Genomic DNA, 11,544 nt, shown 5'->3' with positions numbered 1-11,544 from the left:
ATCAGGAAACGCCTATGTCGCAACCTTGTTTTGATGCGTTGAATGTAATTAAAACACCCGTGTGGCTCATTTCACCCGTGTCGGAACAGATTATTTTTGCGAATATAACCGCAACGCAGCTCATGGGAGATAAAACTCTCGGCCTGCTGCGCAAAGGGACCTATTCCGCAAATGCACAAACCCTCATCTCAATGTATGTTCCTGAACTGAAAACGGAGCAGGAAATCATTGAAATCTGGACAATCAGCCGGGATGGACACGACGCGCCGTTAAGCTGTCGTCTCTCGCTTGCCCACTACGCGCCCTGGGGTGATGTGATTGTCTTTGAGGGGATCTTCCCGCAAATCGTCTCAGGATTGAAGGCCAGCCGCTCCGCCACCTATCAGCGCAAAAAACAGGGGTTTTACGCGCGTTTTTTTCTCACCAACAGCGCACCGATGCTGTTAATCGATCCTGCGCGCGACGGCCAAATCGTCGATGCCAACCTGGCCGCGCTCAATTTTTACGGTTATTCACACGAGGGGATGTGCAGTAAACATACCTGGGAAATAAATACCCTGGGGCGAGATGTGATGCCCATAATGACTGAAATTGCCGCGCTGCCCGGCGGTCATAAGCCGCTCAACTTTGTTCATCGTCTTGCCGACGGCTCCACGCGCCATGTCCAGACGTATGCAGGGCCCATCGAGATCTACGGTGACAAGCTGATGCTGTGCATCATCCACGATATCACCGAGCAAAAAAGACTGGAGCAGGAGCTGGAACATGCTGCTTTACGCGACTCCATGACCGGATTACTCAATCGTCGCCAGTTCTACACCATTACCGATCAAAGCAACCTCAATCAACTTCCTGCGCAACAGCAGTTTAGCCTGCTGCTGGTGGACACCGATCATTTCAAGAACATCAACGATCTGTTCGGTCATCTGAAAGGCGATGAGGTGCTTATCGCCCTCTCCCGAACGCTTGAAGCCTGCAGCAGGAAAGACGACATGGTGTTCCGCTGGGGTGGCGAAGAGTTCGTCATCCTGCTGCCGCATACCTCTCTTGACGCCGCGCTACAGATTGCCGAGTCGATCCGAGCGGCAGTTGCCCGTATCACGATCCCGGGCTTGCCTCGGTTTACCGTCAGCATTGGCGTGGCGCGGCATAATCAGGGGGAGAGTATTGATGAGCTGTTTAAGCGCGTCGACGATGCGCTGTATCGTGCTAAAAATGACGGACGCAATAAAGTCCTTGCTGCATGAAACTGGTGTATCCGAAAAAGCCCCGCTACAATGCCCACCTCGAATAAATTGACGTCAGGTGGGTGACTCTGCAATGGGAAAAACAGAAATAATACTCACCATAATTATTTTATTCCTTATTATATTTGGCTTCTGGTTTATCTTTAGCGGTGAAATCTGGTATCTCGTCGAGTTTCTTGAAAATAGCCTCTACCCCACCTTCGATGCACTGTAACGCACGTTTAATTTCTTGTTACACCTACCGAATTTGTCAGGTACCTGCATACCTGACAGCCGCGTAAGATACGCGGCGTTATCCTCCAACAACGTTGATAACGAATCACTTATTCACTTGCTTATGTTGCCCGTTCTCTGACGGGCTTTTTTATTTCCGCAATTCTGCCACGCCAGGCTATATCTTAATCATCGTTATTGATAAAGGTGAGGAATGATGAGCAAGAAGATCCTGATGCTGGTTGGCGATTACGCCGAAGATTACGAAACCATGGTCCCTTTTCAGGCGTTACAGATGGTTGGCCACCAGGTCGATGCGGTATGCCCAGACAAACCAAAGGGCGACTACATCATGACGGCGATCCATGACTTTGACGGCGCCCAGACCTACAGCGAAAAACCCGGCCACCGTTTTACCCTCAACGCCGACTTTTCCACTGTTAAGGAGCAGGACTACGACGCGCTGCTCATCCCCGGCGGACGAGCGCCCGAATATCTGCGGTTAAATGAGGAGGTGTTAAAGCTGGTACAGGCATTTGACGCCGCACGTAAACCGATTGCTGCGGTTTGCCACGGCCCACAGCTGCTCGCTGCTGCTGGCATACTGAAAGGACGAACCTGTAGCGCCTACCCTGCCTGTGCCCCTGAAGTTCGCCTCAGCGGCGGACACTATGCCAGTATCGGCATCGATCAGGCCCACGTTGACGGCAACCTGGTGACCGCCCCCGCCTGGCCCGCGCATCCGCAGTGGCTGGCGAAGTTTAATGCGCTGTTAGAATAGCAATACCTGCTCCCGCCAGCGCAGCCTGAGCGGGCGCGATATCACGCCGAAGCCCCACAGGGGTGCTTAGGCCAGCCTGTCGACCGCCTGGAAAAAACGCTCTTCTGTCATGATGACATTCTCTTTCGCGCCCTGATGTTCACTGCGGATAAACCAGCCGCTTTCCGGCGCCATGCTCAGGTAAAACACCTGAGCAACGCCGGAGACATTAATTCGCATGGTCACACATCCCGTCTCCGTACCGCGGCAGAGCTGCTCCGGCACGATGCTGACGCTGCGCTCGCCGTTCTGCAGCAGGACAGTGGTGATGTCATAACGGCAGATGCCGCTGTTCAGGCTGTAGCCCGGCGTGCTCAGGTCGTGGATATGTTTCGTCGACAGGGTGACCTCAATCCCTGACCCCGCAAGCCACTGGCTGACCTGTTGCGCGAGGTCATCCATCCGCTGCCGGAATACCTGAATTTCGGCTTCAGCGGTTTTCTGGCCGGACGGGATACGGGTGATATTCTGCTGCACTTTCCTGAAAAATCGTTCTCTGGCTGACACGTTGTCGTCCCTGTTATCTTTTCACATTCTGTTAAGCCGGATTCATCGCGACAGGCACTGCCCGGCCAGTCTCTTTCTTTTTCTCAGCCGCTCCCTCGCCTTCTTTACCGACTGACGGCTCCTGTGCCCTTTTCTTCCTCGCGCCTGAGTTTATCCGGATTATTGCGCCGTTTTTTGCTTCAGAAGGGCATAGCGGGCCGTCAGCTGCTGCAGGTGCTGTTCTGTCTGGCTCTGCTGCGCGGCAGGCCACGGCTGGTTCTGTGGGAGTTCTGACAGTTGTCGCAGCTGTTCCTCTGCCGGCACGGCACTGTTAAATGACTGCATCATGGTAAACACTGCTGATTTCAGCTCGCTGACCGTCATGTACTTCCCCCGCTGCTCATCCAGCGCGTTAAGCCGGTTTGCCAGTTGCTGCAGCTGTGTCATTCCCTGATGCCAGCCGCTGAGGTTTTCGGGCGGGAGCGCGGCGGCGGCCAGCTGCTGCTGCCACTGTTGTGCCAGCGGTTTCGCCCCTTCCGGCCACAGGGTCAGCGCCTGCTGCACCAGGCTGTCGCCGTAGCGGATTGCCCGGTCCGGTGACGACTGCGTAATCCTCGCCAGCTGCTGTTGCGTCTGTTTCAGCCCCGTTTCCGCTGACGGCAGCGTCTGCCGCAGCGACTGTAACTGTTTTGCAGACAGTGCGGCGGGCAACGGGGCAAGCGTGGCGGCAAACTGCATCTGCACCGGGTCCGGCCGGTGCGTCACTTGCCATCCCCCTACCGCAGCGCCGCCCGCAACCAGCATCGTCAGCATGCCGGCGGCAAACGGCTTCAGGGGCCGGGCGGGGTGTTCTGTCACAGCCGGTAACGTTGCCGGTGGCTCCGGCTGCACGACATACACCCGTTTCACATACTCTTCACCGGGGCGGGCTGCGGTAAGGGCTTCACCGGGCAGGCTGACGCCCGCAGCATCGCTGTTTTCCAGCCGCACCGCCGCGTTGTGCACCTGAGTGCGCAGGACGTCAAGCTGGCTGGCATGCCTTAACTCCAGACGCTGCAGGACGTCGCCCAGCGCCGTCAGGTGTGCTTCCGCCTGGTACAGCTGGCTGAGGTCGGCAGACGTCAGCGCCAGGGTGCGCATCGTCTGTTGTAACCGCCTGCTGAGCGCGCGGAGGATTTCCATCCGGGCATGCACAGGCTGCGGCCAGACATTGCCCCACTGGCTGGAGAGGAGCGCTTCCAGTATCGCCAGCCCCTCGTTCATGCCGTACAGACCGGCCAGATGGGTGCGGGCAAGCGTGTACCAGGCGGCGGTCTGCAGCTCCACCCCGTTGTGCTCAAACAGGCTGAGGCAGAGGTTTTCGGCCTGCGGCCAGTTGACGTCCGGGCGCGCCGGATGGGTCAGCTTGTTCATTTCATCGCGAAGGGCGACGTAATCCGCAAGCGTGCGCGGGTCGCCGCCGGTTTTCAGGTGTCGTTCTGTATATGCGTTCATGGTGGTTTCAGTGTAAGGGAAAATCAGACAGCGGCACGGGCATCAAGGTACTGTTGCTGTTTCAGGTGGCGGATGAGCACCCTGCCCTCGGGCATAAATTCGGTGCCGTAGCGCACCAGCCCGACGCCTTTCAGCTCCGCGTCGATGGCGTAGCGCAGCTCGCCGGGCTGTATCTGCTCCAGCATCACCACCGTGATTTTGCTCAGGCGTGGCTCGTATTTCAGCAGCACGGTCGACAGGGTGTTAATCAGCTGGTGCGCGGTGCCGGGCATCCCCTGAAGAATTTTTGTCATATCCGGCAGGCCGTAGTCCGGCAGGTGGGCCAGCGTACCGGCGCTGCAGTTGAGGATACGCTGCATGTTATCCAGCACCGACATAATCAGCTGGTTCTCCTCGCTGACGCTGTGCAGATCAAGCCCGCCGGCGAAGTTGCCGTAAAGGGTGTCATACAGGGACGGACGCGGTATCATTATCCCTCCAGCGGTTTCAGCGTCAGGCGGTTATGACTGACTTCAATAACCCGCGCCTTATCCGGGTCAAGGTCGTCACGGGTCAGGGTAATACGCCAGGTATCGTTTATCTGGTCCGGTGCCATAAACATCCCCGCCACCGCCACAACCTGCGCACTTTCTTCCATCGGCATATCCAGCGTCACCGATTCGCCAGGACGCAGGCGGATATCCTTTTCCGCCACCAGGTCGGCTTTAATGGCCTGACTGTCGCTGGCGAACAGCGACGGATAATCCGTGCTGTCAAAAGCCTTACGCTCTTTTAGCTGGTAAATACGCACCACCGTCGCCAGCGAGGCCCCCTTCGCGTTGTTGTTCACACCTTCGCGCGCCTGAATATCCAGATGCAGGGTTTTCACCTGTTTGTAAAAAATAGACTTCATGGCAGAGGATGTGCCGTCCGACACTTTCTGCGTCAGGCCGCAGCCCGTTAACAGGGTCGCCAGAGTGAGTGCCAGAGCCTTACCAGCGGTAATCGCCATCTTCATCGTTCTTCCTTCGCTGAATGTTTTCCCGGACGCGCTGAAAGCGTCCCAGGTGAATGGTTATGATGTCGTTTCTGTTCTTGTTCTGTTGCGGATTAAGGGGACGCAGCACCGCCGTGCGCCCGACCTGTGCGGTCTGTTCCGTGTTGCAGGATAACTGTGCATCCGGCAGTAAATGCCGGGCAACGCATAACTGCTTCCGCACATCCAGGTGCGCGCCCAGCCACACATGCAGCAGTGCCATCAGGTCGGTGTGCAGGTCGCCGCCCGGCAGCCAGCCCCGGACCTCTTCCGGGTTGTCCGTGCTCAGCCGCAGCAGCACCTGGCCATTCACATCCGTGGCGTGCGTGCCCATCACCGGCCGGTGCTTCAGGCTACGCCCCTGGATATTCAGGGTGTTCATCAGCGCCACCAGCGGTGACTGGCGCACATCCGCCATCAGGGTGAGCTGGTCAATGGCGTCGGACAGGGTCACCGCCCGTTGCCAGTGCAGACTGTTGAGAAAATCGAGCCAGGCGGTACTGAAATCGGCAAAGTAACGCACGGTGAGCCGCTGCTTCAGGGCTTCCGGCGAGGTCTGCTGCGTGGCGGGCTGTCTGCTGTCGCTCAGCACCCAGTCCATCTCCTCGCGGCGTTCATTCACCACCTTATCAATGGCAGGCTGTACCGCCCCCTCCCACGCCTGACGGGTGAACATCCCCGGGATGATTTCATCCGTGGTGAACAGGCGCGGGGCGTCGGTATCGCCGGTCATGTCCGCCAGGCGCATATCGGCATACTGGTTCGCCACCTGTGCGAGCATTTTTTGGTAGAGGGTGGATTCGCTGTTGCGTACGCCCATCTGGCGAACCAGCAGCGTGCGCGTCTGGCTGACCAGCATATCGTCAGCATGAAGACGCCACTGCGGGTGTGACGCCAGGTTCGCGGCATAAAAGGCGTACAGTGCCGGGCTTCTGCCCTGCCAGACGCCGCTCGCCACACCCTCACGCTGCAGCCAGTCGCGCATCAGCGTGGCGGAAAACCAGGCCGCATCCATTTTCTCCGGCCGCGAGAGCATCAGATACAGTCTGAGCCGGTCGTAAACCGGTTTTGCCATGCGCTCACGTAACGGGCTGCCCGGTGGCAGTTGTACAAACGCCTGTAGCTGTTCTGCAAGATGTTCCGCCGCCGCATCGCGCAGCAGCGGCAGGGCGCTTTCGCCATAGCGCGGAAACAGCGCTGCCAGCAGGGCATCGTTCTGGCTCAGGCCGCCGCGTGCGTACCAGGGCACGCCGTGTTGCGCACGGTACTGTAAGCGGGCAAGGGTTTTCTGGAGTTCAGTCAGGGCGTGCAGACGCGCGGTCAGCGGCTGTTTCTCTGTAACGGACTGCCGGACCTGCTCCTGCGCAATCGTCGCCAGGTGACGGTTGGCGACAAAGGAGACGGCCATGGATACGCCCCAGAGCACCATCAGCGCCGCCACGCTCACGCCCGCCATCTGCGTCCAGCTGACACCGGGTTTACGCGGGCGAAGACCTGCCGGTAAGGCCTGTGCCGACGCCGGGATGGCATCCCAGCGGTTGTCTTCGCCCCAGTGGTGCTTCACGCTGCGCGCGCCGCCGACCGTGGCCGGACTGAACACCACACCGGCCAGCGGCAGCGGGCGATACGGGTTGAGCAGCACGGATAAGGGGTCGGTCAGCGTTTCCGGCTCGCGCATCAGCTGGTCGGCCAAGGCGAGTAAAAAACCCTGCTGTGGTTTGTCGCAAATCTGCTGAATACCCTGCGTGGTGAGGGCCGGTGTCAGGTCGCTTAACTGGCGGGCCAGTACTTCAGGTTTGCAGGCTGCTGACAGCTGACATCCCACCGGCTGGGTAATCCGGCCCTGCTGCTCTCCGGCACGCGGATGCAGCGACCAGACATACAACGGCAGTCGCCAGCCCAGCGCGTCACAGCGCCCCTTCAGGGCATGGGCCAGGGCATCCATGGATTCAGGGGTCAGTGGCGCGGCCGGTTCAGCATCTGAACCCGCAAGACGGTCAAATGCGGAGGTCACCCACACCATGCCATCCGCCGGGCGGTGGCGCAATTTACGCAGTGCAGTAAGCCAGGCGGTGTCAGCCGGTGCTGCCGGGTCACCGCCCCACAGCAGCAGCGTCCCATGGTCTTCCTGCCAGAGCTCTTGTGTGAGTTTTGGGGTGAGCAGTTCGACATCTGAAGCGCTGCCGGTGACGAGCAGGATGCGGGTTTTGCGGTGCCAGAAGAAACCATAAACTGAGCTGAGCTGTTTGCGTATTTCCTGCCATGGCATAAGGACTGCAGACGCGATGGATGTTGAAACCTGCTGTTTTTCTTCGCAGCCCAGAATATTATCTGGTTTGTAAATACGCTGCTTTTTTATGAACTTTCGCTTTAACCAGAAGGGTGATGCAATCCCTCCCAGCAACAATGCTGAAAATAGGCTTCCCCAGACGGTCCACGCTTTACGCATCGTTACACCATAAGCAATCACGCAGTCCTGATTGAAGTACAGTAATAATGCACATATTCCGGCGAGGCCGATAATCAGAATAACATACCCGGTAACACTGTAACGGGCTTCCGGCGTTAACTTTCCTGCCGTCATAAAAATAACTCCCTGGTGATCAGACAAAGCGAATACTCATTTTCTTTCTGCCGGGAAATCAGTAACTGCATTTCGCCAGTATGCACGGCGGCGTCAACCATCAGTGCAACAGATACAGGAAATGACAATGGCCCACAGGGTCCGAAGGTATGATCCAGTAAATGACACGGGAGTTTCGCCGGTAACTGCCATGGCTGCCCTCCGGCATACTGAACTATTTTCGCCCGATCATCATTGTCGATTCCTGTCAGCCAGATATGATGTAACGCTGTGTCGTTTAGTCTGTTATATTCCGACAGAACATCCAGCGCTCTGGTTAATGAATCAGCAGACAAAACACGCCCCATACCAGCCATAACGGGCAATGTCTGCACTGAAGCAAAAGAAATAGATGTAATAATCTGTCCGGAAATAAATTCGCTGTGTTTTTTTCTCTTATCAGTAACCCAGTCCTGAATACAGAGCAGAAGGATAAGTCCTTTCTGTTCAGGATCAGTCTGAATGTCATCAACTGAATTAATATATTCCGGATATAAATCCCACTGTTGATAAACAGCCTGCCCGACAGAGGATTGCTGACTCATATCAGGAAGAATAATCTTCACTGAATATAAGAGATGACGATATCCGGGGTACTGTTTTTCTGTCTGAGCATCAATATACTTCAACCGGTTATTCAGCCCGGAAAGGATCGCATATAAAGGACGGGGCTTGCGCGGATATGCAGGAATATCAGCGTAATCGCCCAAAAGGGTATGAATACCTTCTTTTTCCGGTGTCAGTATAATATTACTCACAACAACCCATTGCTGGCTACACCAGCGTTGCCAGTGCAGTTTTGTCCGCTCAGATTCGTTATTCCACAAAAGAGTATCATTAACAGATTGTTCATAACGATGCCAGATAACACCAAAGAAACATAACCAGATAAAGAATGCAGGCAGCATGCCATACAGAACCATTTGCCCGTAACTGGTTACTTTACCGACAAATAATACCAGCATTCCTCCCGTCGCCAGCATCATAAAAAGCCCGCCCCCCCACCTTTTATATTCAGGACGAGGATGCGGTTGTTTCTCCGGGATATCAGGAACAGGCCATTGCATAATTATGACTCAATACTGTTTTCAATATAAGAGCTGATGTAGAGGTGATGAGTCTCTGTTCAGTTCCATCTCCGTTGACTAATCTGATAACCTGTCCAGATACATGGGCATCGTCATAAGGCCAGCGAACCTCCGGCATAACAGAAAAATCGGTACTATCCCATTTCTGCGCCGCCTCACTGATACTTTGCCCACTAAATTTCTGCCATACTGCACCGCGCTCGATAATTTTATCCGGTGCCGCACACTCCACCGTACCATCGGCTATCCGTATATAGCCTCCACCACTGGTAAGAATAATTTCTTTTTTTGCACTGATGATGATTTTCCCTTCGCTACTGCTTACCCGGATATCTTTCAGCGCATCCAGTGTCATTTCATCCCCCTGAGCCTGTATTTCTATTTTGCCTTTACTGGCAAATAGCTTAATACCCAGTTTCTGGGCATACAGACTGATTCGCTCGCCTGCGGCCACAGTCAGTTTCTTCAGGATACTAAAATCGGTATTACCACCACTTGTTGCCGTAATATTTTCTCCGGCTGATAATTGCAGGGATTTCGGCGTCACCTGCGCTATCCCCTCAGGTGCGGAAAGCAACAGCGCAGATTTCTTCAGCTCCGTCAGTGCCTCTTTCAGCAGGGCCCTCTGCGTTTGCAGGTCCGCCAGTTCTGCTTTCGCGGTTTCTGCCGCACTATTTAACGACTCCGCCAGACTCTGTGCTTGCTGTAACTGGCTCAGGGCAGCAGCCATCTCCAGCATCATTCCTTGAGCCGAATTTTGCGAGTCTGCAGTTATGAATACTCCTGCGCCACCCCGGATACTTACCCACTTATCCGTGCGCAGTTCCGCACCTTCCCCCCGCAGCGCCCTGGACGCATCCACATTGTGCCCCAGATTCAGCTGTGTCTTGCCGCCATACTCCGTGCTGAGCTTGATATGCTCCTCACCGCGCCTGTCCTCCATCCGTAGCTTGTTGTTCGTCGGCGTGCGGATCACGTTACGGGTGCAGTTCTTCTCCGTCACATGGTCAACATGCCGCGAATCGTGCAGCGCATGAGCGATATACGGGCGGTCGGGATCGCCTTCGTGGAAGGCTATTGCCACTTCCGTTCCCTGGATCAACGGGAAGTGAAAACCGTACACGTCGCCACCGTAGGGTTTGGCGAGACGTACCGGCATGCTCTCCTGGCCCAGCGACTTGTCGTCCCGGTCGGCGTCAAACTTCACCCGGTACAGCCCGGATGCATCCTGCCAGGCATAAATATCGTTGGCTTTTGCGCTGGTGACACGCGCCGTCATCGTCCCGGTCACCTTCGGGCGCGGCAGCGGTGCCGGACGCCAGCACACCGTTTCGCTGTACGGCACCGCCAGTAACGTCACCCGCAGGGCGGTTTTGCGGCTGGCAGTAAAACCCGTCCCGGTGATTAATACCGGGTTCTGTAGCAGTGCCGGTAAGGAAGGCGGCAGGCTGTCGGTGATAGTCAGCACCTGGGCGGGTGCCAGCGTCGCATCGGTACTGACGCCGGTTATCCGCGTCCGGTTCGCCAGAAAACGCTCGTGGTCCAGGCGGGCGTAAAAGTTAGCCGTTTCTGCCGTGGGGTCTATTTTTTCGCCGCGCTCCAGATGGCGCAACCGGTAGTGGTAGACATCACCATAGGTCACCCCTTCACCGTCTCCCCGGGTCATATCGACCGGTGCCGACTGCAGTATGCTCTGTGCGTCACGGTGGTTGTAATCTTTCGTGGTGACGCTGGCTTCCACCACGTTATGGGTAATATTCAGGCCCCACACCGAGTCAGCCCCGCTGTCGCTCATCCCGGACGGGCTGTTAACTGGCAGGGTTTTACCAAATATCAGCGCCCGCTGCGCATCGGCAAAATGCACCACCTCTGTCTGCGCGTCTTCCTGGAGGGTAAACCAGTAAAATATCCCCACCTCCGCCAGCAGACGCTGGATAAACGCCAGGTCGCTCTCCTGATACTGGTTTATCTGCTCGCGCTTCGGATAGCTCTGCTTGAGGGTAAATTCATATTCCCAGCCGTGCAGGTTATGCTCCTGTAACACCTGTTCCACCACCTCCAGCACCGATTTATTGACAAAGAAACGATGGCTGCGGAACTGTTTGTCCAGCAGGGAGAGGAAGGGTTCGAGGGTTAGCTGGTATGTCGACTGGTCCGCCGAGCTGCTGGTGCGCCGGAAGGCGGTCACCACGCCGTGGACGCGTTTGCACTCCGCCAGGCCCTGTAATATCCCGCCGCCCATTGTCAGCGTGGCGGGTTTACTCAGCAGTTGCGTGGCGTCGATATTTTTATCTATGCTGGTAAAAGTAATATTATAATAATAAAGCTCACTGAGTTTTTCTGCGCCACTGAACGTTTCCACATCCAGTAATGCGGTACAGGAAGGAATATCCAACTGGTAGCGATTAAATGTCGTGCTGGTAATATTTGAAAGGGTATCCATCAGACTCATATTTTTACTCCACAGTAATGACTACCAGAAAGCAATCAACAGGCGAATATGTTAACGATAGTCATCCCACTCGTCATAAACATATGTATATGCAAACCGGTACATC

The 11,544-nt window shown here is 55.9% G+C and carries 10 protein-coding genes; 3 read left to right on the top strand and 7 right to left on the bottom strand.

Features of this window, described 5'->3' with window-relative positions; genetic code table 11:
* Positions 1-14 precede the first annotated feature (14 nt).
* The 3 genes from ABR39_RS19740 (at position 15) to ABR39_RS19735 (ending at position 2,241) form a co-directional block, all read left to right on the top strand.
* Positions 15-1,247 (top strand): sensor domain-containing diguanylate cyclase, encoded by a 1,233-nt coding sequence (locus ABR39_RS19740; RefSeq protein ID WP_047348321.1) that lies wholly within the window; start codon positions 15-17, stop codon positions 1,245-1,247.
* A gap of 73 nt (positions 1,248-1,320) precedes the next feature.
* Positions 1,321-1,461: an Ecr family regulatory small membrane protein gene (locus tag ABR39_RS26025; RefSeq protein ID WP_048339062.1), complete on the top strand. Its 141-nt coding sequence runs from the start codon at positions 1,321-1,323 to the stop codon at positions 1,459-1,461.
* Positions 1,462-1,677: 216 nt separating this feature from the next.
* A complete protein-coding gene (locus tag ABR39_RS19735) occupies positions 1,678-2,241 on the top strand; it encodes a DJ-1/PfpI family protein (protein WP_047348320.1) in 564 nt (187 codons plus the stop codon).
* A 66-nt stretch (positions 2,242-2,307) separates the two neighbouring features.
* On the opposite strand, the gene ABR39_RS19730 is transcribed toward ABR39_RS19735, so the two are convergent.
* From ABR39_RS19730 to ABR39_RS19700, 7 genes are all read right to left on the bottom strand, one after another.
* On the bottom strand, positions 2,308-2,787 hold the full coding sequence (locus ABR39_RS19730; RefSeq protein WP_047348319.1) for a hypothetical protein: 480 nt from the start codon (positions 2,785-2,787) through the stop codon (positions 2,308-2,310).
* A gap of 159 nt (positions 2,788-2,946) precedes the next feature.
* Positions 2,947-4,260, bottom strand: a complete 1,314-nt coding sequence (locus ABR39_RS19725) for a VasL domain-containing protein (protein WP_047348318.1) — start codon at positions 4,258-4,260, stop codon at positions 2,947-2,949.
* A 23-nt stretch (positions 4,261-4,283) separates the two neighbouring features.
* Positions 4,284-4,727 carry a type VI secretion system baseplate subunit TssE gene (gene tssE, locus ABR39_RS19720; protein WP_047349053.1) on the bottom strand — a complete coding sequence of 148 codons (444 nt, stop codon included), beginning with the start codon at positions 4,725-4,727 and terminating at the stop codon, positions 4,284-4,286.
* Between the two features lie 2 nt (positions 4,728-4,729).
* Entirely contained in the window at positions 4,730-5,251 is a 522-nt protein-coding gene (tssJ, locus tag ABR39_RS19715) for a type VI secretion system lipoprotein TssJ (protein WP_205626279.1), read from the bottom strand.
* Positions 5,232-7,724 carry an ImcF-related family protein gene (locus ABR39_RS26105; protein ID WP_082132673.1) on the bottom strand — a complete coding sequence of 831 codons (2,493 nt, stop codon included), beginning with the start codon at positions 7,722-7,724 and terminating at the stop codon, positions 5,232-5,234. The genes tssJ and ABR39_RS26105 overlap by 20 nt, the downstream gene beginning before the upstream one ends.
* A 131-nt stretch (positions 7,725-7,855) precedes the next feature.
* The gene (locus ABR39_RS19705; protein ID WP_047348316.1) at positions 7,856-8,965 is read right to left on the bottom strand and encodes a hypothetical protein; all 1,110 of its coding nucleotides are present in this window, start codon (positions 8,963-8,965) and stop codon (positions 7,856-7,858) included.
* Positions 8,946-11,429, bottom strand: coding sequence for a type VI secretion system Vgr family protein (locus ABR39_RS19700; RefSeq protein ID WP_047349051.1), 2,484 nt, complete (start codon positions 11,427-11,429; stop codon positions 8,946-8,948). Before ABR39_RS19700 ends, ABR39_RS19705 begins: the two co-directional genes overlap by 20 nt.
* Positions 11,430-11,544: the final 115 nt, after the last annotated feature.

The sequence above is a fragment of the Enterobacter genomosp. O genome (genome assembly GCF_001022965.1).
Taxonomy (GTDB): domain Bacteria; phylum Pseudomonadota; class Gammaproteobacteria; order Enterobacterales; family Enterobacteriaceae; genus Enterobacter; species Enterobacter cloacae_L.
This window is presented reverse-complemented; position numbering and strand designations above follow the sequence as displayed.

Excerpts from the sequence above, each read along its gene's own strand:
- ABR39_RS19700 (WP_047349051.1), bottom strand. The coding sequence starts at position 11,429 with ATGGATACCCTTTCAAATATTACCAGCACGACATTTAATCGCTACCAG.
- ABR39_RS19740 (WP_047348321.1), top strand. The coding sequence starts at position 15 with ATGTCGCAACCTTGTTTTGATGCGTTGAATGTAATTAAAACACCCGTG.
- tssJ (WP_205626279.1), bottom strand. The coding sequence starts at position 5,251 with ATGGCGATTACCGCTGGTAAGGCTCTGGCACTCACTCTGGCGACCCTG.
- ABR39_RS19725 (WP_047348318.1), bottom strand. The coding sequence starts at position 4,260 with ATGAACGCATATACAGAACGACACCTGAAAACCGGCGGCGACCCGCGC.
- ABR39_RS26025 (WP_048339062.1), top strand. The coding sequence starts at position 1,321 with ATGGGAAAAACAGAAATAATACTCACCATAATTATTTTATTCCTTATT.
- ABR39_RS19705 (WP_047348316.1), bottom strand. The coding sequence starts at position 8,965 with ATGCAATGGCCTGTTCCTGATATCCCGGAGAAACAACCGCATCCTCGT.
- ABR39_RS26105 (WP_082132673.1), bottom strand. The coding sequence starts at position 7,724 with ATGCGTAAAGCGTGGACCGTCTGGGGAAGCCTATTTTCAGCATTGTTG.
- ABR39_RS19735 (WP_047348320.1), top strand. The coding sequence starts at position 1,678 with ATGAGCAAGAAGATCCTGATGCTGGTTGGCGATTACGCCGAAGATTAC.